This window comes from Aneurinibacillus migulanus, assembly GCF_001274715.1.
GTDB lineage: Bacteria > Bacillota > Bacilli > Aneurinibacillales > Aneurinibacillaceae > Aneurinibacillus > Aneurinibacillus migulanus.
The window spans coordinates 127,308-151,243 of record NZ_LGUG01000013.1 but is presented as its reverse complement, the minus strand read 5'-3'; the positions used below and the strand labels follow the sequence as shown (position 1 = coordinate 151,243).

General features: G+C 42.3%; 22 protein-coding genes and 1 pseudogene. 4 read left to right on the top strand and 19 right to left on the bottom strand.

Annotated elements, in window-relative coordinates:
* Nucleotides 1-111 precede the first annotated feature (111 nt).
* The 6 genes from AF333_RS29850 to AF333_RS29825 all read right to left on the bottom strand — a co-directional run bounded on the left by AF333_RS29850 (nt 112) and on the right by AF333_RS29825 (nt 8,143).
* Nucleotides 112-1,782 (bottom strand): acyl-CoA dehydrogenase family protein, encoded by a 1,671-nt coding sequence (locus AF333_RS29850; protein ID WP_043063566.1) that lies wholly within the window; start codon nt 1,780-1,782, stop codon nt 112-114.
* Nucleotides 1,783-1,784: 2 nt separating this feature from the next.
* A complete protein-coding gene (locus AF333_RS29845; RefSeq protein ID WP_255322245.1) occupies nt 1,785-1,997 on the bottom strand; it encodes an AMP-binding enzyme in 213 nt (70 codons plus the stop codon).
* Nucleotides 1,998-2,080: 83 nt separating this feature from the next.
* The gene (locus AF333_RS29840; RefSeq protein WP_052811680.1) at nt 2,081-3,421 is read right to left on the bottom strand and encodes a YjiH family protein; all 1,341 of its coding nucleotides are present in this window, start codon (nt 3,419-3,421) and stop codon (nt 2,081-2,083) included.
* A gap of 88 nt (nt 3,422-3,509) precedes the next feature.
* Complete coding sequence (gene hutI, locus AF333_RS29835) at nt 3,510-4,814, bottom strand: imidazolonepropionase (protein WP_043063564.1); 1,305 nt, start codon at nt 4,812-4,814, stop codon at nt 3,510-3,512.
* 10 nt (nt 4,815-4,824) lie between these two features.
* Entirely contained in the window at nt 4,825-6,489 is a 1,665-nt protein-coding gene (hutU, locus tag AF333_RS29830) for a urocanate hydratase (RefSeq protein WP_043063563.1), read from the bottom strand.
* Nucleotides 6,490-6,649: 160 nt separating this feature from the next.
* Nucleotides 6,650-8,143, bottom strand: a complete 1,494-nt coding sequence (locus tag AF333_RS29825; RefSeq protein ID WP_043063562.1) for a response regulator transcription factor — start codon at nt 8,141-8,143, stop codon at nt 6,650-6,652.
* A gap of 192 nt (nt 8,144-8,335) precedes the next feature.
* On the opposite strand from AF333_RS29825, the gene AF333_RS29820 reads away from it, so the two are divergent.
* Nucleotides 8,336-8,899 carry a GNAT family N-acetyltransferase gene (locus tag AF333_RS29820; protein ID WP_043063561.1) on the top strand — a complete coding sequence of 188 codons (564 nt, stop codon included), beginning with the start codon at nt 8,336-8,338 and terminating at the stop codon, nt 8,897-8,899.
* A 100-nt stretch (nt 8,900-8,999) separates the two neighbouring features.
* Here the strand turns inward: AF333_RS29820 and AF333_RS29815 are convergent, their stop codons facing one another.
* From AF333_RS29815 to AF333_RS29805, 3 genes are read right to left on the bottom strand one after another with little or no spacing between them, the layout of a single operon-like run.
* The gene (locus tag AF333_RS29815; protein WP_043063560.1) at nt 9,000-10,052 is read right to left on the bottom strand and encodes a TolB family protein; all 1,053 of its coding nucleotides are present in this window, start codon (nt 10,050-10,052) and stop codon (nt 9,000-9,002) included.
* Nucleotides 10,053-10,082: 30 nt separating this feature from the next.
* A complete protein-coding gene (locus tag AF333_RS29810; RefSeq protein ID WP_043063559.1) occupies nt 10,083-10,949 on the bottom strand; it encodes a permease prefix domain 1-containing protein in 867 nt (288 codons plus the stop codon).
* Nucleotides 10,946-11,272: a PadR family transcriptional regulator gene (locus AF333_RS29805; protein ID WP_043063558.1), complete on the bottom strand. Its 327-nt coding sequence runs from the start codon at nt 11,270-11,272 to the stop codon at nt 10,946-10,948. Before AF333_RS29805 ends, AF333_RS29810 begins: the two co-directional genes overlap by 4 nt.
* A 230-nt stretch (nt 11,273-11,502) precedes the next feature.
* Here AF333_RS29805 and AF333_RS29800 point away from each other — a divergent pair, with 230 nt between their 5' ends.
* Together AF333_RS29800 and AF333_RS29795 are read left to right on the top strand one after the other, a co-directional pair.
* Entirely contained in the window at nt 11,503-12,423 is a 921-nt protein-coding gene (locus AF333_RS29800) for an ABC transporter ATP-binding protein (protein WP_043063557.1), read from the top strand.
* Entirely contained in the window at nt 12,420-13,196 is a 777-nt protein-coding gene (locus AF333_RS29795) for an ABC transporter permease (protein WP_043063556.1), read from the top strand. The genes AF333_RS29800 and AF333_RS29795 overlap by 4 nt, the downstream gene beginning before the upstream one ends.
* 133 nt (nt 13,197-13,329) lie before the next feature.
* On the opposite strand, the gene AF333_RS29790 is transcribed toward AF333_RS29795, so the two are convergent.
* From AF333_RS29790 to AF333_RS29780, 3 genes and pseudogenes are all read right to left on the bottom strand, one after another.
* A complete protein-coding gene (locus AF333_RS29790) occupies nt 13,330-14,895 on the bottom strand; it encodes an IS1182 family transposase (protein WP_053432792.1) in 1,566 nt (521 codons plus the stop codon).
* 232 nt (nt 14,896-15,127) lie between these two features.
* Nucleotides 15,128-15,439: pseudogene (locus AF333_RS36505) on the bottom strand (SDR family NAD(P)-dependent oxidoreductase); the annotation flags it as partial.
* A 90-nt stretch (nt 15,440-15,529) separates the two neighbouring features.
* Nucleotides 15,530-16,279 carry a glucose 1-dehydrogenase gene (locus AF333_RS29780; protein WP_043067157.1) on the bottom strand — a complete coding sequence of 250 codons (750 nt, stop codon included), beginning with the start codon at nt 16,277-16,279 and terminating at the stop codon, nt 15,530-15,532.
* Between the two features lie 258 nt (nt 16,280-16,537).
* Here AF333_RS29780 and AF333_RS29775 point away from each other — a divergent pair, with 258 nt between their 5' ends.
* On the top strand, nt 16,538-17,164 hold the full coding sequence (locus AF333_RS29775) for a TetR/AcrR family transcriptional regulator (RefSeq protein ID WP_043067156.1): 627 nt from the start codon (nt 16,538-16,540) through the stop codon (nt 17,162-17,164).
* A gap of 123 nt (nt 17,165-17,287) precedes the next feature.
* Here the strand turns inward: AF333_RS29775 and AF333_RS29770 are convergent, their stop codons facing one another.
* The 7 genes from AF333_RS29770 to AF333_RS29745 all read right to left on the bottom strand — a co-directional run bounded on the left by AF333_RS29770 (nt 17,288) and on the right by AF333_RS29745 (nt 23,661).
* Nucleotides 17,288-18,640, bottom strand: coding sequence for an L-cystine transporter (locus tag AF333_RS29770; RefSeq protein WP_173585735.1), 1,353 nt, complete (start codon nt 18,638-18,640; stop codon nt 17,288-17,290).
* A 420-nt stretch (nt 18,641-19,060) separates the two neighbouring features.
* The gene (locus tag AF333_RS29765; RefSeq protein WP_043067154.1) at nt 19,061-19,240 is read right to left on the bottom strand and encodes an aspartyl-phosphate phosphatase Spo0E family protein; all 180 of its coding nucleotides are present in this window, start codon (nt 19,238-19,240) and stop codon (nt 19,061-19,063) included.
* A gap of 133 nt (nt 19,241-19,373) precedes the next feature.
* Nucleotides 19,374-19,604 (bottom strand): hypothetical protein, encoded by a 231-nt coding sequence (locus AF333_RS36500; protein ID WP_235497059.1) that lies wholly within the window; start codon nt 19,602-19,604, stop codon nt 19,374-19,376.
* Nucleotides 19,605-19,974: 370 nt separating this feature from the next.
* Nucleotides 19,975-20,925, bottom strand: coding sequence for a siderophore ABC transporter substrate-binding protein (locus tag AF333_RS29760; protein WP_043067153.1), 951 nt, complete (start codon nt 20,923-20,925; stop codon nt 19,975-19,977).
* 90 nt (nt 20,926-21,015) lie between these two features.
* Nucleotides 21,016-21,774, bottom strand: a complete 759-nt coding sequence (locus tag AF333_RS29755; RefSeq protein ID WP_043067152.1) for an iron ABC transporter ATP-binding protein — start codon at nt 21,772-21,774, stop codon at nt 21,016-21,018.
* Nucleotides 21,768-22,718, bottom strand: coding sequence for an iron chelate uptake ABC transporter family permease subunit (locus tag AF333_RS29750; RefSeq protein WP_043067151.1), 951 nt, complete (start codon nt 22,716-22,718; stop codon nt 21,768-21,770). Before AF333_RS29750 ends, AF333_RS29755 begins: the two co-directional genes overlap by 7 nt.
* Nucleotides 22,708-23,661, bottom strand: a complete 954-nt coding sequence (locus AF333_RS29745; protein WP_043067150.1) for an ABC transporter permease — start codon at nt 23,659-23,661, stop codon at nt 22,708-22,710. Before AF333_RS29745 ends, AF333_RS29750 begins: the two co-directional genes overlap by 11 nt.
* Nucleotides 23,662-23,936 lie beyond the last annotated feature (275 nt).

The window sequence follows — 23,936 nt, the reverse complement described above, 5'->3', positions numbered from 1 at the left end:
CATTCGTATGCACTTATTACCCTTATATTAATACATAAATTCTAAATTTTCAATATACTATTATAAGATGCGCATACTTCCTAACGAGGTCGATACTAAATATCAAAAAGTTTATGTGCCTACTTGCACGCCCTCATTCATAAGTACATCAAAATACCGGACCTGAAGCATCTCTAGATCGACTTCTTTGCCTTCCCAAGCGTTACGTAAATAAATGTCCGCGATAATCTGCTTTCTCTCACCACCGATGACGGCATCTTTGAGCGCAATAACACTTTCGTAGATTTTTGTCATCAGACGAGCTACTCTCTTACAATGAAACGTCTGTATATCATTCGACTCTCTAGCCAGGATGGCAACCGCTCCTTCCAATTGCCTTATTCCCTGTTCAATTACCGCTTTTTGATTTCGCCACTGTTCAGGCAGTGCTTTCATCTCTTCGCGCATCCGCTTTGTAAACGCATGATGCACATTATACTTATGAATCAGTCGCAGCACTTCAAGTCCTAGAATATTAGCGGTTCCCTCCCACACAGTCAATACTTGCGCGTCGCGTAGAAGGCGCGGTGTCACGAAATCTTCGATATATCCGTTCCCTCCATGCATCTCAATCGCTTCGTGTGCAAAACGGATGGCCTGTTCGGCTGTTTCCATTTTAAGCAGTGCGATTAATAGGCGGTTCATTGCCACATCATCTGTGGACATCTGTTCTTTCTTCAGCATCACTCGCTCGAATAGAGGAATAATGGAGAAAATGGCACTCGCTTCTACCTCCTGCTTAACTGCCATATCAGCAAGCGTCTCTTTCACCATCGGAAAATCTGCCAACCGCTTCCCAAATGCATTACGTTTATAAGCATACTTTTTCGCTTCGAGAAAAGCCCGCTGCATAATTCCGATAGATGCTATTGCATTACACACACGAGATAAGTTTAACGCTTCCATCATATAATAGAATCCCTTAGTCGGATCACCCACCAGATAGGCGTCTGCTCCTTCAAATACTACCTCCCCAGAAGGTACGGCGCGTACGCCGAGCTTATCTTTCAAGCGGCGAAGCTGGAGTCCATTAACAGAGCCATCTTCCTTACGCCACGGTACGGCAAACAGACTTAGTCTCTTCGTACCTTCCGGCGCTCCTTCCCTCCGTGCCAGCACCATCGCGACACCACACATTCCGGCATTGCTTGCAAAGTACTTCTCGCCATACAACTTATATCGCTCACCGTTCAGTAGCGCTTTCACCTCGTTGGCTCCCACGTCCGAGCCACCCTGGCGCTCCGTCAGGAATGTCGCCCCCTCAAATAGTTCAGTTTCTCCGGTAGAGACGACATGCGGCAGAAATTTTTGTTTTACCCCCTCGTCCGCATACTGATCCAGTAAGTATGCCGTGGCCATCGTTAATGTAACGGGACAATAAAAGCCCGGCTCCGCCTGCGATAGCAAATAACCTTGCGCATAGGAATACATATAGCCTCCTTTACGCCCAAGTTCCGGAATTTCTTTGTGCACATACCCAACGATCCCGCGGTTATACGTCTCGGCGATAGTCTGCCTGTATCCTTCATTCACCCACACTTCCGAGATATCATCACCGAATTTATCGTATTTAATCAGTCTGGGCTGACCCTCCCGATCGGTATGCGCAGCTCGACGATCAATATCCGTCCCGCATCTTTCGCCGAATTCGTTCAATTCCTGTTCTGCCCATGCATACATTTCACCATCAAGGTATTGCTTTAAAATAAACGCCAGATTTGGATCCTCTCGAAATAAATTCATGCTCATACACTCCTTTTCACTTCTGTCGTTTGACGTAGTGCATTTTTAAGAATCTTGCCCGTTGCATTTCGCGGCAGTTGTGGAAGCACTTCGTATAATTTCGAAATTTTGTAACCAGCCAACTTCTCTTTAAGGAACTGCTTACATTCCTGAGTAATGTCCTGCACTTCATCTATAAGCACGATAAATGCTTTAACTGTTTCTCTCCATTTTATGTAGCTATAAGTCTTATATATGAAAAATGAGCAGCAAACCTAAAAAGGCCAGCTGCTCATTTTTATCTATAATTATCCGTTCGTCAAAACAACAAAAAAGCAATCGGTGTTACAAGCAAGAATGTAAGGAGTGTCCGCTGGAACCATACAATAATAAGCTGTGGAATGCTAATTGGAATCTCAGTAGACAAAATGCATGGAATGGATGCCGAGAAGAAAAGAACGGACGAGACCGAAACAACAGCAATAACAAACTTGGTTACTAGCGGCGCACTGGCTACAACAAGGGCCGGCAGAAACATTTCAGCAATTCCAACCGAAAGCGCTTTCGAAGCTAGCATTGGTTCAGGTATTTGCACTAGCAAAGCGAACGGATAGAATGCATATCCGATGATATCGAACAGCGGTGTATATTTTGCAAGCACCAGGCCAAGTAAACCGATGGACATAATTGATGGAAGAATCCCCATCGTCATTACGAAACCATCTTTAAAATTCTGTGTGATATTGACAAGCAGACTCGGTGCTCCATGTGCTCCTTTCATCCCTTCATTCCAGGCTGACTTGAGCAGTTCGTCCTTATACTCCGGTTCCGGATCACCTTTTTCCGTATAATACGTATCGCTTTTTCGGCTGAGCGGACGAATACGCACCGTAATGGCTGTAACAATAAAGGTAATAACAAGTGTCGTCCAGAAATATTGATTCCAGTATGGCATAATATCCAGTGTCTTAGCCACTACAATCATGAAGGGTGTAGATACGGTGGAAAACCCCGTAGCAATAATACAGGCTTCCTTTATCGTATATTTTCCTTCCTTGAAAACACGATTGGTAATCAGCAATCCAATGGAATAGCTTCCTACGAATGAAGCAACCGCGTCAACCGCCGAGCGGCCCGGTGTTTTCCAAATCGGGCGCATAATCGGGCGGACCAATACGCCGATGAACTCCAACAAGCCATACCCTGTAAGCAGTGCTAAAAAAACAGAACCTATCGGTACAAGCAACCCGACTGGAATGACGAGCTTATCTAAGAGAAAAGGCCCCATATCCTTCTCAAACAGCCATGCTGGACCGATATGAAATACTAGCATAACAGCCACGAAGAAGCCTATAATTTTGAGGAAAGAAAATGCAATACTTACTCCGTCCTTGTTCCATGTCCTGCTTACAAATGGATAAAGGGAGCCTAGCAAAATAACAAGCAGCGCATAAAACGGCAGAAGAGAAGGCATACCTGCCTTGATAGCATTAACGATATGATCAAGGATAATCGTCGAATTTCCTTCGATTGTAATAGGAATAAAAAATGCAAAAATACCAAGAAAGCTAAAAATGAAAAATTTATAAGCACTCACTTTGCCGTTCATCTGAATTGGAGGAATTTCAGGTGTTACTAGATTAAGATTGTCTTTATCCATCACTCTCTTCTCCTTATTTACCGCGAAGCGGCACGCTTTTTCGATGCTTATATCCCGTCAAAAAAGAGACGGGATATAAGCATCAACTTTAGTTAAGGATGCGGGTGGGTTTGTTGCAAACCAATCTTCCAGCATCCACTACAATTACTCCGCCTTTAAGTACCGTGTGCGCATGATTAACGCCATATCGATATTGAAGCTGCATATAATTCGGTACGTCAAAAATGACGATGTCAGCTTTTTTTCCTTTTTCCAGGCTTCCAATTTCTTTTCCCCGTTTAATCGCATGCGCTGCATTGATGGTAGCAGCCGTCAATACTTCCGCCGATGTCATACCCATTCTCAGACAGCCAAGGTTCATGATGAGCGGTGTGGAAACGGTTGGAGAGGACCCTGGATTGCAATCCGTAGAGAGAGCCACCGGAACACCTGCATCAATCATTTTGCGGCCATCGGCAGATTCCGCCATTAAGAAGAAAGCCGTACCCGGCAGTAGAACGGCGATAACTCCCGCTTCCGCCATCATGGCGATACCCTTATCTGACGCCCGCAATAGATGGTCAGCAGACACAGCTCCAATCGAAGCTGCCAATTCTGCTCCTTCATATGGTTCGATTTCATCAGCATGAATTTTAGGAAGCAGGCCGTGATTTATTCCGGCTTCCAGAATTCGTTTGGATTGTTCGGGTGTAAACACGCCCCGTTCGCAGAATACATCGTTAAACTCAGCTAGATTCCGGCGAGCCACTTCAGGAATCATCTCATGAATGACCTTATCAACAAACACATCCGGATCAGCTTTATATTCGGAAGGTACGGCATGCGCACCCATGAATGTACGGACAATGTCAACCGGATGCTGTTCATGCAGCTGTCCTGCGACTTCAAGTTGCTTGATTTCGTGCTCAAGGGTAAGTCCGTATCCGCTTTTTGCTTCGATCGTCGTTACACCATGCAACAGAAATTGATCCAGCCTTTTTCGCCCCTCTTCAAAAAGGACTTCGTGGCTCGCTTCCCTTGTCGCGGAAGTAGTAGCATGAATGCCTCCGCCTTGATTCATAATCTCCATGTAGGTAGCACCCTGCAGGCGCATGTTAAATTCATTCTCACGGCTGCCCGCATACACAAGGTGTGTATGCGGATCAACAAGGCCTGGTGTGACAAGCTTACCTGTCGCGTCAATGATTTCTGCTTCTCCAATCCGGTCTTTATATCTCTCGGCAACTTCCCCATCCACTCCGACGTACTCGATCAGGCCGTCTTCGATCCAGAGACCACCGTTTTCGATGATGTTCAGTTGATCCATCTTCTTTCCCGTAAGAGGAGCATCTGAGCTGCCTGCAAGGGTTACCAGTTGACTGGCATTTCGAATGAATGTTATTTTCTTGCTCATAATCAGCCTCCTATTTTAGCATAGGTATATGGATACCTTTTTCTTTTGCTGTTTGAATCGCAAGGTCATAGCCGGCATCTGCGTGACGGACAACGCCCATACCCGGATCCGTAGTAAGAACGCGTTCCAACCGCATCTCCGCTTCTTTCGTTCCATCTGCAACAATAACCATTCCGGCGTGCAGAGAATAGCCCATACCAACACCGCCACCATGATGGACGGATACCCAGCTCGCTCCGCCGACGCTATTAATCAGTGCATTAAGAATCGGCCAATCGGATACCGCATCGCTTCCGTCTTTCATTGCTTCTGTTTCCCGGTTTGGTGAGGCCACTGATCCAGAGTCGAGGTGATCACGGCCGATAACGATCGGTGCCTTCAGTTCCCCGTTGGCTACCATCTCATTGATAATTCTGCCAAACTTTGCACGCTCCCCATATCCTAGCCAGCAGATGCGCGCTGGAAGCCCCTGAAATTGAATGCGTTCCCGTGCCATTTTAATCCAGTTGCAAAGGTGTGTATTGTAGCTGAACTCGCGCAAAATGACTTCATCTGTTTTGTAGATATCCTCTGGATCACCTGAAAGCGCAACCCAGCGGAACGGTCCTTTCCCTTCACAAAATTGTGGACGAATATATGCTGGTACAAAGCCTGGGAAATTAAAGGCGTTCTCTACTCCCTCGTCTTTTGCGACCTGGCGAATATTGTTACCATAATCAAATGCAATCGCACCCTGCTCCTGCATTTTCAGCATGGCACGCACATGCTCGGCGATGCTTGCTTTTGATTGCACTTCATATGCTTTCGGGTTCTGCTTGCGAAGCTCTGCCGCTTCCTCTAAGCTCATACCTATTGGAATGTAGCCGTTAAGCGGATCATGTGCGGATGTCTGATCCGTTAAAACGTCTGGAATGAATCCTTTTGCAAGCATCTGGTTCAGCATATCAGAAGCATGGCCCAGCAGTCCGATTGAGAGACCTTTCTTCTCCTCTTTTGCCTTCAGGGCTATCGAGATGGCTTCATCCAGATTGTCTGTCATTACATCCAGGTATCGTGTATCGATCCTGCGCTGAATACGTGTCGGGTCCACTTCAATATTGATGCTCACCCCACCGTTTAAAGAGACTGCAAGCGGCTGTGCTCCACCCATACCACCAAGTCCTGCCGTTACAGTAATGGTGCCTTCCAAGGTACCATTGAAATGCTGACGTCCGCATTCTGCAAATGTCTCATACGTTCCTTGAACGATCCCCTGGCTGCCGATATAAATCCAACTACCCGCCGTCATCTGTCCGTACATCATCAATCCTTTTTTATCAAGCTCGTGGAAGTGATCCCAGTTCGCCCATGCAGGAACAAGATTAGAGTTCGCAATCAATACGCGAGGCGCGTCCGTATGGGATTTAAATACAGCTACAGGCTTTCCTGATTGGATAAGAAGTGTCTCATCATTTTCTAAGTTCTTCAGCGTCTCGACAATTGAGTCGAAGCATTCCCAGTTCCGGGCAGCTTTTCCGATACCGCCGTATACCACCAGATTCTGCGGATGCTCTGCTACATCTTCATGCAGATTGTTTAACAGCATGCGTAATGCTGCTTCCTGAATCCAGCCTTTTGCATGAAGCTTCGAGCCTGTATAATGTTCAATTTTTCTCTCCGTTTGATTGTTCATCATATTTTCACCCGCTTTTAAAGTTTCACTTTATATACTTTAAGTGTAGAAAAACACAGATAATAAAAATAGAGGATTGATTTTTGAATTTTTAAAATTACTTTAGAAAAAAGAAAGCGCTTTGTCAGCGCTTTCAACTTAAAACTATATTTTCTTTATATTTCTATAATTTTTTTCGATTTCTAAATATTCGAGGGGTAGAGCCAGTTTTTTCTTTGAAAATTTTGCTGAAATAGTTTGCATTGATGAATCCTGTCTTTTCAGCAACATCCTGGATTGATAATTTGGTATCCAGAAGCAGACGCTGGGCTTCCTTTATCCGAACGGCAGTTACAAGCTGCCGAAAGGACTGTCCACGCCTTTTTGTCAGAAGCGAGCTGAAATACGCCGGGCTCCGGTCCACATAGGCAGCAGCATCTTCAAGCCGAAGATGCGGGTTATTATAATTCTCTTCTATGTAACGAAGTGCCTGTTCAATAATATCTGTACGTGAATGCTCCTGGTGTTTTTTTGCCGTATCAAGCACTTCGTATAAGAACAACAGAAACTCCTGTACAATTCGGTACAAAATCGGGTTATACAAAATAGTTTCAAACACCTGATGATAATGCTCTTCAAGTCGGCCTTGATCTAAATAATGGGACTTCATAAAACGGCGAACCTGGGCAAGAATGCTGGTTAAACGTGTCCGCAACAGTCCCGTCTCAGGATACGGCTCTTCCTTATTTAAAAACTCTTTGTACATCCATTGTTTAAGCTGCTCCCTATCAGCATCGCCCAACATATCAATCCATTCTCTTTGTTCTCCAGGCGTTAAGAATGGGTCGATAATTTGCCACTCTACCTTATCCTCGATAACCGATACCTGGCGGTAGCCTTTAAAAAACCGAATGTCAAGCGCCTGTCTGGCATATTGATATTTTTGGCGAAGCGACAGGGATGTATCATTCGTATCATATATAACAAGTGACAGCGGTTCCGTAAATTTCTCTTCCCAGTCCTGAAGAAGCCGGTTCCCCATTTTCTTTAGTGATACTAGCGAGTGCTGCGGCTCACGGGTAAAAATTGAAACAATCATATCGCTAAGCGGCAGCAGCACCGGCTCATTATAAAATGGATAGTCCTGCAAAAAGCTAAGCAGTTTGGGCTGCTGCTCTGTCTCCTCAAGCTGTAACAACAGCAACCAGCAATCATCTGCCGTTGACCTATGGGGAAGGAAGATGGAGTGATAGGATAATGCAGATAAAGACACGTCTTCACCATTAATTTCTATACCCTGGTGTATATGAGACACAGCTTTGCAACATCGTGCAAGCACACGCCGAATACTGTCGGGTGAATGCGGCTTTATCCATAGATCATATGCATGCAGTTCAATTCCTTGCATCGCTCTTTCAAAAGTGGCTTCTGTTGTTGTAACAATAATAGTTTGTTTGTACTGTCTTATTCGTTCTTTAAAATCGTCCCATGCTTCCCTCGGAATCATATCGAGCTCTATGCAAATAACATCCGGCATGTCTGACTCTATGATTTGAAATACATCAAGCATAGTACCGGCCATTAACACATGATCAAACGGAATGCCGTATGAATTAACTAACCACCCTATTCCGGTTCTTTCGTTATGATCCCTGTCAGCAATCAATAACTTTGTCATACGTACTCCTCCATTTCTTTACCTGCATCTTCCTTTTTTGTGCTGGTATTTCGTCCCTATATGTCTTTTAATATTTTTATAAGCAAAGTATAAAGTAAAATTTCCATCAGCGGAGAAGGTAAGTACAATATTTTGAAGTATTTATATAAAAAAACTCTTTGCTAAAAATCCCAAGGGAGGCGGACAGGGTTTATGAATCCATTATTGTTGGATTTTCCCACTGAATTTTGTACTGAAAGATTATTGATTCGCATGCCGAGGCCAGGAGACGGTAAAGCAGTATATATGGCAATAAAATCATCAATCGATGAGCTGAGACCCTGGATGCCATTTGCACAGAAAGAACAAACTGAACAAGACATTGAAACAAATATTAGAGAAGCTCACGCCAATTTTTTAAAACGTGAAGATTTACGTTTGCTTATTTTTCTTAAAGATACAGGTGAATTTATTGCTTCATCAGGTCTACATCGAATCGATTGGGCTGTTCCAAAATTTGAAATCGGATATTGGATTGATAAACGTTTTAGTGGACATGGTTACATGACTGAAGCCGTACAAGGAATTGCTGATTTTGCTTTCGACAAACTAAAAGCTCGTAGATTAGAAATTCGCTGTGACTCTAAAAATGAAAAGAGTCGTGCAATTCCAGAAAGATTGGGATTTAGATTGGAAGGTATTTTACAGAATGACCATGTTGCGGTAAGCGGTGATGAATTGCGGGATACATGTATATATGCAAAAATACACCGATAACACAACAACCTCCCTTGACAGCATCATCTGCAAGGGAGGTTGTCTTCAGTCTAAACCCGAGAACAATTGTTTCCTGATTTTCTACAACAAAATATAAGCATTAATTAGGCGAATCGCCTTCTTCTATCACAACAGGTATATTCTCTACTGTCTTCCCATCCAGTGACACACGATACCATTCATGTTCAGGATCACCCTCGCCGAACTTCTTATCCCACATGAAATAAATCCACTCGCTTCGTTCATCGAATACCGCCGCTCCCGCGTGCTTCTTCAGATGAGTCAGTTGGCGTGTCTGACCAGTCTGCCGGTCCAGTACGTACATCTCATACTGAAAATTCTCATTTGTGCCGGGGTTCGCAATCGAATTAAATGCCATCCATCGGTTATCCGGCGATACCTCTACATTGAACACATCTTCCTTGATTCCCTGCAATAAAACCGGCTCGATTTTCTCCGGATGTCCTAGCGGTATCCGAAACACCTTATGCTTGGATGCAAAAATATCTTCGGCTGTTTTTGAATGCTGATCGTCCTGTTTCGTTACATATACTTCTTTACCGTCTGGCGATACTGTCAACGATTCAAGCATATAATCTTTCATTGAGGTTATCCGTTTCGGTTGTCCTCCGCTTACGTCCAATGAATAAAGGTCGAAATCATGGGCGTCTCTGCGTGCAATCGGTGAATAATTCGTAAACGTCTCCGCCTGCAGATAATAAATCGTTTTGCTATCCGGTGCAAACACTGCTTCTGTAATGAGCGAATCGATAGAGTACAGCTTACGCTTCTCGCTTCCATCGACATTCATGACATACAGGGAGCTTTTCACCTGTTCTCTATCCTCCGGGGTAGCGATATACAGAACCGTCTTTCCATCCGTCGAGAATACAGGGTGGTGTATGATTTCACCTTCATCCGCTTCCGCTAGACGTTTCGCGTTTTTTCCGTGCAAATCAGATATGTAAATCCCTACTTTCCCTTTCAAAGAATAAGCAAAAACAGCTTTTTCATTTTTCACATCAAAAGCCTCCAGCAGACCTGTATAAATGCCATTTGCAGGTTTCTCCTTACCATAACCGAGCCCCAGAAGAAAAAATAACCCGATCAGAGCTACAGCGACAATCCAGATTGCTTTTGTTTTTCTTCGCATATGAAATTCCCCTTTATGTTTTTCCATTTCTTATCTGAACGTGCCTGAAAACATATAGACAATGCCACCCGTCAGCATAAGCGAAAAACTGCCGAACAGATAACTTACAGCAATCCGCCTGGTACGCATCCGGTATTGCGTCCAATAAGAGACTGCCCAGAACAGTACGATACTAAAAGGTATTAACAGGAACGGACTTACTCCACCAAATACGAGACCAGCGTATGCCAGTATGGCAGCACAGGCGAAGACTGCGATTCCGTTAGCTAAATTGAACACATGAATGACAATACGTGCCTTCCGTTCCTCAGGACTCTCCTGCCCCGTGCCTACCCCTTTAATAGCTGTCAAGAATATCATCAGCAGCGAGAACACCGCCAGGAACCAACCTAGCACATACAATATCCTTACATACCAAGCTTCAGCACCCGCTACCACTGTAAATCCAAACACAGCACAAAAGCATGTCAAAGCAAGCATACTACCCAATACAATTTTTCGGTCGGCAAGATAAGCCGGATACATGCCTGCTAAAACAAGACAAGTACCAATAAGTACACTAACGGTAAGCCAGATGGGATGTGCGCTTCCATAAGCAAGCAACTGGTATAAATAGCCTGATGCACTGTATACAATCGTTCCTACACCGATACACGTCAAAAATTCTTTACGATAGGGAAACAAAGAACGCTGCAGACCTTCCCCAATCGCTTCCTCGACGCCAAAATCCGCAATTGCCCGCTGTACAGCTTCCTGCTTCGTATATCCTTGTTCCCGGTACTCTTCCATCGCTAACATGAGATGACAACGTATTTCTTCTCTCATGTCCTCCCGCTCATCTTTTTCGCATTCGACACGATCGAGGATTTTCTCAATATAATGGTCAAATGAACTCATGAAAGCCCCTCCGCGCATTTAAAAATCAAATGATTAATCGAATGCCAATCTTTCAGCTTACGCTCCAGCTCCTTCCTACCGTCTTCTGTCATACGGTAGTATTTGCGCCGGCCACCCGCATCCGCTTCCTGCCAGTACGACTCAATCCAGTTCTTTTTTTCCATTCGTTTCAGCGCCGGATACAGTGTCCCTTCACTCATATTGTACAAATCTCCACTCGTTTCTTTTAGCGTTTTTACCATTTCATAGCCGTACATCTCTTGCTGTGCAAGCAATGACAGAAGCAAAATATCGATGCTGCCTTTCATGATTTCTTTATCCAAAATGCATCACCTTTCTTCCAGTATCGTCAGGAACATTGTAATACGTTGTACATCGTATTACAAGGGTATAATGTAAATATATCCTTTTGCAACTTTCCGTTCATTCATTCGTCAACAATAGCAGAGTTGCTGTATCATACATAAGAAAAACTCGCGGGCGTTTTTCAAGTGATATGATCGGAAGAAAGTAGATGTCGCTTTCTTATCCATAAAAAAGAAAGGATTAGAGCATGACTAGTCAAAATGCTATTGAAGTACAACATGTCTCAAAGAATATAGGTGGAGACGAGCTTATTAAAGATTTGTCATTTTCCATTCAGCGTGGGGAAATCTGCGGCCTGTTGGGACCGAACGGAGCAGGGAAAACCCTTACCATCCGCATGATGGTCGGTCTTATCTCCATAACCGAGGGCGATATTTTTATCGAAGGCCACAGCATCCGAACACAGCGAACGAATGCGCTCCGTCATATCGGAGCCATTGTGGAAAATCCGGATTTATACGGATATATGACTGGAATGCAGAACCTGAAGCATTTTGCCAGAATGTACGAGCAGCCTATCACTAAAGAACGCATGATGGAAGTTGCTGAACTGGTCGAGCTGACGGATGCGATGCACCGCAAAGTGAAAACGTACTCCCTTGGCATGCGTCAACGTCTTGGGATTGCTCAAGCTCTTCTGCATAAGCCCAGCGTTCTCATTCTCGATGAACCGACGAACGGTCTTGACCCGGCCGGAATTCATCAGTTACGTAACTACTTATATATGCTTGCCAAAGAAGAAAACATCGCAGTAATTATATCGAGCCACTTGCTGTCCGAGATAGAATTGATGTGCGATCGTGTCGTTATCATCCAGAATGGGGCGTTCGTCGGAGAACACAGCATAAAAGAAAAAAAGGAGACGGATACACAGGTTGAAGTCGAGTTCGAAATTACCGAACCTGCCAAGGCAGCTACGCTTCTCGCCTCCATACCTATTGTCAAAACAACCGACAGCACCATAACTGTGACAGCCGCGAAGCAGCACATCCCCGAGATTGTAACACTGCTTGTACAAAATGGAATCGGCGTATTCCAGGTTCGAATCAAGACGAGGTCACTGGAGGAGACATTCTTGTCGATAACAGGAGGAACGCATTCATCATGAGATTTCTTGCGCTAGTTCAGAATGAAATCATGAAGATTAACAGTAAAAAGCAAAGCGTATTTTTTCTGTACTTTTGCCTGGTATTTATCATCGGTATCGGTATCGCAAACCGAATCGCACCTGATTTGTATGCGACCAGGGAGTATCTGAAATTCGCCCACAGCCTTGCTTCGTTTCTCATGATTTTTGTTACGCTGTTCGCTATCGTGCTGGGTGCCCAATCCATCACTGACGAATTCAAGGATGGTACCATTAAACAATTACTCCTGCGCCCTGTCAGCCGCAGAACGATACTTCTATCAAAATATGTCGCCAACCTGGTCGTTATCATAGGAACCGTTCTGATTCTATGGGCTGCAAGCATGCTGATTGATGTACTTCTTTTCGGTATGGTCCGATCTGGGGGATTAACTTTTGGAACTGTATGCAAGGCATATTTATATGAACTGCCTGACAGTATTTTTATGATGACACTGTCGTTCTTTATCGCGACAGTATTCAAAAGTAGTCCGCTCTCGATTACAGCATCTGTTTTTCTCTATATAGCCGGAAACGTACTGTCTTCGTTACTGCCGGAAAAATGGGGAGCTAAATATATCATCTTCAATAACTTGAACTTGAAAGTATATGACCCGAATCCCCTTATAAGTGGCGGAATGGAGCCGCCGTTCTTAGGAATGTCGTTCGGCTTCTCAATCATAATGATCCTTGTACATATTGCCGCCTTACTACTCATCCAAATCGTCATTTTTGAGAAAAGAGAGGTATACTAGCTTGCTCTATTAATGATGCAATACAGAGAGGCTGTCTCAAAAGGTCGTTGAAAAACGATTTTTTCGAGCCAGCCCTTCTTTTTTTACCTGAATATGGATTTTAGAGGTTGCTTATCCTCGATTTTCTTTCTATTTATCTCCGTATTTGTGGTTCTTTTGATTGTTGATTTAATTTTAGGGTCCATTTTATGAGGTTATGGGCAGCACAAATAAGACCCCATTCCACCGTATTTTTGGATAGGCCTCTTAATGAAAATCGATGGAACTGGCGATTATGTTTGATTTGACCAAACACAGGTTCCACATCGATTTTTCGCTGGCTGTATTTTCGTTCTCCTTCTTCGGTTGCCAGCCGTTCCCGTACGTCTTTGCGCTGTTTTTGATTTTCCATCGAAACAGTGATCCTTTTGGTTTCTTTTCCTTTTGCGCAAGACGCTTGAAATGGACAGCCAGGACAGTCCGCACAAAGGTACACTCGCTTGATCGATTCATATCCATTGTCCGACTTCTGTTTCTTTTCATAACGAAAGGTCAGTCGTTTATTGTTCGCACACATCCACTTATCCTGTTCTTCGTCGTACGTCATGTTCTCCAGACGACCCACTTGATTCTTCCATGTTTTCGTTTGTTCCTTATCGAAGGTACTGTATTTGACGTACGCCTCGATTTCTTTCTTTTCGCAATAGACGTAATTCTCCTCGCTCCCATATCCGGAATCGCCAATCAACGCCTTTGGTTTAGGGCGATTGTATTGCTCAAGAACTTCAAAATGAGGAATCAGGCAGCCAGGATCTCCCGCCCGTTGGTGAAGACTGAATCCGGTGATAAATTGACCTTCTGTTCCCATTTGTACATTGTAACCAGGTTTCAACTGGCCGTTTTTCATAGGATCATCTTTCATCCGCATAAACGTCGCATCAGGATCCGTCTTCGAAAAGCTGTTGCGTTCCCCGAAGGTGGCCTTTTGTTCTTCGTACTTTTGTTTCCGGGGTAGAAGATCTTTTTCCAGTTGACGCTTTGCTTTCTTTAGGGTTCGATTTTTCGGATGCTGTTCGAGTCGTTTTTCTACCTTTTTTATCGTTTCCTCGATTTTCTCGGATGTAATCGGTGTTTCTTCCCACTTTCCCTGAAAATCTGTTTCCTTTTCTGCCTGTTCATCTTCCCGTGTCACTTCTTCAATGGATGTAACAATCTGCTGGAATTTCTCGTCCAGCTTTTGATCATATTTTTCAGTGGACTTCCGCCAAACAAACGTATATTTGTTGGCATTGGCTTCGATTTTTGTCCCGTCCAAAAAGTAATCTTCCAGCTTCACCAGCCCTTCCTGACGAAGCAGATCGACGAGGGAGAAGAACGTTTCATAAATCACATCCTTCATGCGTTCGGAACGGAAACGGTTGATGGTACGAAAATCCGGTTTTTGATTTTCGGAAAGCCACATGAAGTAAATATTTTCACCCAGCTGTTTGGCGATCTGCCGAGAGGAATATATGCGATTGGTATACGCATACAGAATAATTTTTAGCATCATTTTTGGAGGATAAGGAGGACGCCCTCCGCCTGGGTGGAGAGGAATAAACAAGCGAGGGTCTATTTTTTCAACCGTTGCATCCACAATTCGGCACAGGTGATGATCGGGGATTAGGATATCAATATCCATTGGAAGAACTAACTGGCGAGTGGTATAATGAGTGTACATAAGAAAATCGTTCCTTTCTGATATTTTGTTTGTTGTGGTGACTTCATTATATCAAAAAGAGCGATTTTCTTCTTTTTTACGTGAAAAAGGGTGCCCCAAAGTTACTTTTGGGACACCCTCTTTCTCTTTGCCAAATTGTAAAGTAGGGTTAATGTGCACCTGCTCTTCCCTACATTTGCGATTTCTTCCGGGTCAGCCATACGACCCATTCGAGGCCATTGAATTTCTGGTACATTGCAGCCGATTTCGTTATACCTACTACAGCATGCTTGCTTGCCGAGTAGACGCCTACACTATGTTCACTTCTAAGACCTGAGCTTGAAGCATTATTGAAAAATACATCGATACGATCATATGTCTCTATCGCTGTATTTACATACTTTTGCACATCAGCGCTTTTCGTCACATCTGCCTGGACAATTATCCCTTCTCCACCTTGATCCTGAATAAGGGCAAGTGTTTCTTCACCTGTTTGTTGATTAAAGTCAACTACTACTACTTTCATGCCCATTTCAGCCAACTTCAAGCTACTGGCACGCCCCATACCGCTTCCCGCCCCGGTTACAACTGCCACCTGTTGATTTTAAGACATACTTAATCACCCCTTATTTTCTGCCTATGAAGTAAACACGGTCTATCTTGCAGTCCATCCGCCATCAATAATTAATTCCGTGCCTGTTACAAATGCAGACTCATCTGAAGCTAAATAAAGGACACCGTAGGCAATATCTTCCGGCTTCCCTAAACGGGGCAGCGGAGTACCTGCTTCAAACATTTGCTGAGCACCGCTTTCCATTGCCTCTTGAAGCATCGGAGTTACAATGATGCCTGGGTGAATGGAATTGACCCGAATACTATCCTGTGCAAGTTCAATAGCCGATGCTTTAGATAAAGCTCGCAAAGCACCCTTGGCGGCCGTGTAACCGTTCGTATAATTCAATGCTACGATACCTGCAATGGAAGAGATATTGATAATCGAGCCGGCTCCTACTTTTTTCATCTCAGGAACAACGTATTTCATTCCGAGCATGCATCCGGTCAAATTCACATTCAACACTTTATTCCATTCATCTATATCAAAGTTTTCTAAGTTCATATCTGAGCTGATCCCAGCATTATTGACAAGTACATCAACTTTCCCAAAGGATTCAACCGCCTTGTCAATAACTCTTCTCCAATCGTCATCAGACGCCACATTATGTTTTATCGCAATTGCCTGTCCGTCGTTTCCAATGATTTCATCCACAACTTTTTGCAGTTCAGCTTCGTGCAAATCGGTAGCAACCACCTTTGCACCTTCCTTAGCAAAAAGCTTCGCTTCCGTTTCGCCCTGTCCCATCGCTGCACCTGTAATAACCGCTACTTTTCCACTCAAACGCCCCATCATTCAACTTCCTTTCTATGTTTACATTGAAGTCACATGTTTCTTTACACAAATAGAAAGTGAGTAAAATTCGTAGTAAAAACAAATATAACGCGTTAATTAATAAACACATAGTTGCTTTATCAACACTGTGTCGTTAATATTGTAACAACGGTCAAAAAAATGTGCAAACAACACATTTTATCGTTTTGTTGTTTATTCATACAAAACAAATTGTCTTGTTGCATAAAGAAAAAAAGTTATACAAGGAGCGTAAAAATGTCGACCAAAAATCAAAAGCTCGATCCCCGTGTAAAACGGAGCCGCCAGCTTCTTCGGGATGCACTTGTCGCACTCATTCCCGAGAAGGGCTATGATGCGATTACGGTACAAGATATTACAGAATTGGCAACATTGAATCGAGCAACATTTTATTTGCACTATCGTGATAAACATGATTTGATGCGTCAAAGTATCGACGAGATATTAAACGATTTATTGGAGAGTATTTCTCCATCTTCAACTGAAAATGCAGATGATGATTTTGATTTTACAAACGATAAACTGCATCCCACTTTTATTCATCTTTTTGAGCAAATTGCACAGCATGAAGCATTTTATCGCGTTATGCTTGGTGAGAAAGGTATGCCTCACTTTACTTCTCGTCTTATGGAGGTAATTGCTGCATTCATCTCGAAAGGAATTTCCATCGTACAGCCTGACGACAATCAACTTACCGTACCACGGGACATTCTCATACGATACATCTCGGCCGCCTTTTTAGGAGTGATTATATGGTGGCTAGAAAACGACATGCCCTACACTCCAAAATACATGGCAACACAGTTAATGCGCCTGGCAACACATGGACCTTACACGGGCGGCTCTCCGTGGCGACATGCATAAATAAGAAAAAGGCAGGGGCTTTTTTCAAGTGATACGGTCGAAAGAAACGATATGTTGCTTTCTTATCCATAGAAAAAGCCCCAGGTAACTAGCCCGGGGCTTTCATACACGATTTGTGATATTTTATACTTCCATGTGTTGTTGTTTCGTATCGGCGAATACATCTGTATCTAATTCCTTCGTCACCTTGCTCGTTAGAACACCCGCTGTCATGCTTCCGCTGACATTTAAAGCGGTACGTCCCATATCGATTAACGGTTCAACCGAAATAAGCAAACCTGCAAGGGCAACAGGAAGATTCATGGTCGACAGAACGATTAGCGCCGCAAATGTGGCACCGCCGCCCACGCCTGCTACACCAAACGAACTGATAGCTACCACTACAATCAACGTTAGAATAAAGGATGGTGTCAACGGGTCAATTCCGGCCGTTGGCGCAATCATTACGGCAAGCATAGCCGGATAAATTCCAGCACAGCCGTTCTGTCCGATGGAAAGACCGAACGAACCCGCAAAGTTCGCGATTCCTTCCGGCACACCCAGTTTATGTGTTTGCGTTTTAATATTGAGCGGGAGTGCTCCTGCGCTAGTCCGTGACGTAAAGGCAAACGTCAGAACAGGAAGTGACTTCTTTGCATACGTAATTGGATTTAAACCCGCCATTGCCAGCAGAAGCAAATGAATGATAAACATTACAATCAGCGCCGCATATGAGGCAACAACAAACTTTCCTAACTTTAGAATCGCATTGTAGTCACTTGTTGCGGTAACTTTGGTCATCAAAGCAAGTACACCGTATGGAGTAAGGCGTAAAATCAAGGTTACTACCCTCATAATAATTGTGTAGAACGTATCCACGATTTTAGCAAACATCTCTGCCTGCTCCGGATTTTTCCGCTTCACGCCCAGGAATGCAATCCCGATAATCGCTGAAAAGATAACGATCGCGATAGTCGAAGTCGGACGGTCACCCGTGAAATCCAGGAATGGATTCGCTGGCAAAAGCTCTACAATCTTTTGTGGTAATGTCATATCCTGAACATCACCCAATTTCTGTTCAAGCAACGCTGCGCGCTCCGTCTCCGCCTGACCTTGCTGAATTTGTACAGCTTCTAAGTTAAAAGCAAAAGCAGATGCGATACCGATAGCTGCAGCTACCGCTGTCGTACCTACTAATATTCCGATAATAAGCGTACTGATTTTGCCGACATTGCCAGATAGCTTCACTTTCGTGAAAGCACCTAGAATAGAGATAAAGACCAGCGGCATAACGATCATTTGCAGCAGTTTGACATATCCCTGCCCAACAATGTTAAACCAATCAATTGATGCGTCAAGAACGTCCGATTTGGCTCCATAAATGAATTGTAGTATAAGACCGAATACAATCCCTACTCCTAATGCTGTAAAAACGCGTGCTGAAAATGAGGCTCGCTTCTTTTGCATTGTATATAAACCGATAATAAGTAGAAGCATAAGAACGATATTCACAATCGTCAGTAGCGTTGCCAATGTAATCCCCCTCTTTGTTGCGAAATCATTTCTCTACATTAATATGTTTGATTTATTAGTTATAATACAACAATCCCAATAAGTCAAGTCGGTATTATAATAAAATTTATATTAGAATAAAATGAGACTTCACTCAGCAGGGTTTTCGTATGTCCCCCACTGAGTGTTAATTGAACATATCGGACCTTTAGGAGCAGTTTATCTCCCAGCTACTTTTGTAACCTTTTATTAACCTCTTCTTTATCTTAGTTATTTATAATAAAAACTGTGTTTACTACTGACTCCTTTCGATCCCCTTTCTGGATAAGGCAGAGAGGGGCTTTTTTTGTCACGCGCTCTCCAACATCAATAAACCTTACTGCATCTTTAGCTAGTACGTACCTTTTATACAGTTGAAGTTATGGTGTTACCATACTTCATCTTTTTAACAATTAAAAAATCAATTTCTTCACTAAGATGCAGCACATGCGGATGCTGAAAATCAAAATTATTTTCTTCTGCTGTATATATCAACTGTTGCTTTAACTTCTCAATTTTAATCTCCAGCTCAACCTCTCTATCCATTGCTCACCTCTCCTAGCTTTATACATACTTATCCATTATCCAACATAAATCCATTTTTATCCACATCACTCTATCGACAAACTGTGACATTTGCACATTCTTTTTTCCATTCACCTATATCCAACTGTATAAATTACACTTGATATTTTGACAGGGTAGCGTGGTTGGAAGTAGGTAATTCAGAAAAAGAAGAGGTTGGATGCGCCCTGCGCTCCAGAGTGGGTAGCCACCACACCGTGCCCAAACGGGCGTCGGTTCGTCTCCCGCATGGAAGCGTAGAGGGCCGGGGCAACCGCTCGGGAAGGGAGACGAAAGGCCTTGTTTGTGTCCCGTTGTGGTGGTCTTTTCCTCTCAAAACAATCAACAGGTGTGATTATTTATATAAGTAAAAGGACCATTCCTCAGGAACGGTCCTTCACTATGCAAATTTTTACTATTTTTTAACCTTTTTCTTTTTCCAAAGTGTTACATTGAAGATGCCTAGTTAGTAAACTTTTTCTCAACACCTTTTTCCTTACTCTCTCTAGACGATATATCGTGAGAGGGTATTTTTTTGTGGAAATCCTTATATAAGAAAAAATCACGGGCGCCTTCGCTCGTCCTTTTTCGGCAAAAAAAACCGAAACGGCCGTTAGCGTTTGACAACGCGTCGTGATTTTTTCTTTACTTTCCTAGCCATTAAACAAAACCACCTGCCTCGAATATAATTCGAACACAGGTGGTTACTTTACGTTCTATTTAATGCTTGCTCCTACTTCTTTAACCATCTCTTCAACTGAAACCAATCCACCACCGGAGAGATACCAGTAGTTCGGGTCCAGATATACAATATTGTTATTTTTGAACGCTTTTGTTTTCTTCACTAATTCGTTTTCTACCACTTTCTTTGCGGATGATTCACCGCCGACAGCAGCTCCCCTGTCGATAACAAAAAGATAGTCAGGATCTTTCTCAACGATATATTCAAAGGAAATACTTTGTCCATGTGTAGATGTCTCGATATTTTTATCAACAGGAGTAAAACCGAAAACATCATGAATAATACCAAATCTAGATCCTGCTCCATATGCACTCACTTTACCATCGTTAGCTAAAATGATTAGTGCATTCTTGCCGCTTGCAGTTGCTTTTTCATTCAGCTTTTTAATATCTTCATTCACTTTTGCAAGTTCTTGGTCTACTTGAGATTCCTTACCGAAAATTTGACCTAATGTTTTTACATTTTCAGTGAATGATTCCATATATTTCTTTGCATCTACACCTATGAAAATCGTTGGAGCAATTTTAGTAAACTCTTTGTATGAGTCTTGTTGTCTTCCAGAGATAATAATTAAATCCGGTTTAATTTCATTGATTTTCTCGAAGTCAGGCTCTTTTAACCCACCGACATTTTGATATTTTGCATCTTTATATTTCGAGAGGTATGGCGGAATATTTTTTTGCGGAACTCCTGTTACCTCTACGCCTAGTTTATCCAATGTATCCAGCGCACCAAAGTCAAAAACAACAACCTTTTGTGGGTTTTTCTTAACTTTTGTCTCACCCAGCTGATGTTTAATTGTTAGCTCTTCACTTTCTTTCGCCGCTTTCGGCGCTGCGCTCTCTTTTGAGCTATTTGAACTGCACGCAACAGCGGCAATAGCTAGAATGGCAATCATTACTACCATCCATAATTTCTTTTTCATCCTTGTCACCCCTGAAAGTTTTTTTATTTTATTTAAATTAATGGTTTTACAAAACCATCAAAATAAACCAAACCCAGTATGATTATTTTCTTACGAGAAATAAACACAGATTTTATTCTCATTGATGTTCTCTATCTTGATGTCCATATCATAAATGTCTTTTAATACAGAACTGTTAATAATCTCATCAGTAGGGCCTTCTTTAACAACCTTCCCGTCCTTGAGCGCTACAATATAGTCTGAATAACAAGACGCAAAATTAATATCATGAATAACGATAATGATTGTTTTGCCAAGTTCATCAACCAATCTTCTGAGCACTTTCATTATTTGGACTGAGTGCTTCATATCCAGATTGTTCAAAGGTTCATCCAGAAGGATGTATTCTGTATTCTGGGCGATGACCATAGCAATATAGGCCCGTTGCCTCTGACCTCCACTTAACTGATCAAGATATTTATCCTGTATGTCTTCCAGCTCCATATATGTAATAGCTTCATTGACATACTTCCAATCTTCTTTTGAAAGATTTCCCTGGGAATAAGGAAACCTGCCAAAACAAACCAATTCCTTAATGGTTAACCGTATGTTTATATGGTTTGACTGCTTTAATATCGATATTTTTTTTGCTAGATCGTTACTTTTGCACTGGCTGACTTCCTCGTTATCAATCAGAATCTCGCCTGTATCCTTTGTGATAAGACGACTGACCATGGACAGCAGGGTACTTTTACCGGCTCCATTCGGACCGATAAAAGATGTAATCTTTCCTTTTTCTATTTTCACAGAGACATTGTCGACAACACTCTTGCTTCCATATTGTTTAGAAACTTCTCTTACTTCTACCATGATTTACGCTCCCTTAATAGAAGATAGATAAAGTACACTCCACCAATGAAATTTATAATAACGCTTAAAGTTGTGGAGAATGTAAATACCTTTTCGACAATCAACTGGCCTCCAACCAAGGCAATAATGCTTATAAAAACAGAGCCTAAGATCAAATACTTGTGCTGGTGTGTTTTTAAAAACTCGTGCGCAACATTTACTACAAGCAACCCCAGAAATGTGATAGGTCCGACCAAAGCCGTCGATATGGAAACAAGTATTGCTACAACTATCAACAGTCTCTTTACGACATAGTCGTAATCAACTCCCAGATTAATCGCCTGGTCTCTTCCCAGGGATAATACATCCAGGTACTTAATAAATCTTGAAAAGTAAACGGCAACACCCAATATAGCAATAATGGCAATTAATAAAAGGTCTGTGTTGACATTATTAAAGCTGGCAAACATCTTATCCTGAACAATTTGGAATTCATTCGGATCAATAAGCACCTGCATAAACGTCGATAAGCTTTGGAACAAGGTGCCAAGTATCAGCCCCATCAGCAACAAAAAGTAAATGTTTTGTCCTTCTCGTTTAAAGAGGACTTTATATAGCAGTCCTGAGAAAAGCACCATTAACCCTACACATATAACAAAGTTGATGTTTTTATTTGCCACCGTCAGGTTTGTGGAACCAAATACAAAAATGACGAAGGTCTGTATCAACATATAAAGCGAATCCAGTCCCATAATGCTTGGTGTCAGGATTCTGTTGTTTGTAATCGTCTGAAAGACCACTGTTGAAAAAGCTATGGCACTACCTGTTATAACAATAGCAAGTATTTTTAAGCCTCTTCGAGGCAGAACATAATCCCAATTGCCTCCGACTTTTATAAATAAAAATACTGCGATTAATAATACTGAAAAAACTGCGAGAACCCCTATTTTAGCGTTATGCTTCATGTGCCCTTCTCCTCATTAACAAGTACGCAAAAATGCCGCTTCCGATTGCTCCAACCGTAAGGCCAATAGGAATCTCATACGGATAAATAATAACGCGTCCCAATATATCACAAAACAGTACAAATACCGCACCTAATAAAGCTGTATGGGGCAGGTTTTTTTTGAGATTATCGCCTTGATAAATAGTAACAATGTTAGGAACAACAAGTCCCAAGAATGGAATTACTCCGACTGTAAGTATAACTACGGCCGATACCATAGCCACGATAACCAGCCCAGTATTCACTACACGTCTATAGTTAAGCCCCAGATTAATGGAGAATTCCTCCCCCATTCCTGCTACGGTAAATTTATTTGCAAAAAGATACGCGATTATAACAATCGGTATACTGATGAATATAAGTTCATATCTGCCCTTAATAATCATAGAAAAATCTCCTTGCAACCAAGCAGATATATTCTGAATAAGGTCATGTTTATATGCAAAAAATGTTGTGATTGAATTGATGATATTACCAAACATTAAACCGACGAGCGGGATAAAAATCGTGTCTTTAAATTTTATCTTCTCTAATATTTTCATGAATACGAATGTTCCAAGTAATGCAAATACAAAAGCCACCAGCATTTTTTCCAAAGGACTGGCAGACACAAATATCATTAAGGAAACCAAAATGCCCAATTTAGCCGAATCCATCGTCCCCGCCGTGGTCGGAGATACGAATTTATTTCTTGTTAGCTGCTGCATAATCAGACCGCTTATACTGAGGCTAATCCCAGCAACAATAATACTAATAAGGCGTGGAATTCTACTCGTTAGCAGAATTTCGGCTTGATCTTGGCTTAAATTGAAAATATCTAAAGGAGTTATATCCTTTACACCAATAAAAACAGAAGCAATTGACAAAATAATTAATGCGATAAATAGATATCTTTTTTTCATGTCTATTCCTTTTTAGCGGGTAAATTTTATATGTATAAATCCATATAAAGGGAACAAAATAATAATAATAATGATATTCACTATCAATTATCTCTGCAATTAGTATTATAACACTCCCTTACAAACAGTCAACACGCAGTATGTAAAATATCGCATTGAGATATTCTTGTATAAGTTCTCCGGTTGATGTCACAAAACAAAAAAGAACTGTATAATGTCTTTTCCACACAGTTCTTTAAAGTATCTTTATTCTTTAACTTTTTTGTTTGTCCATA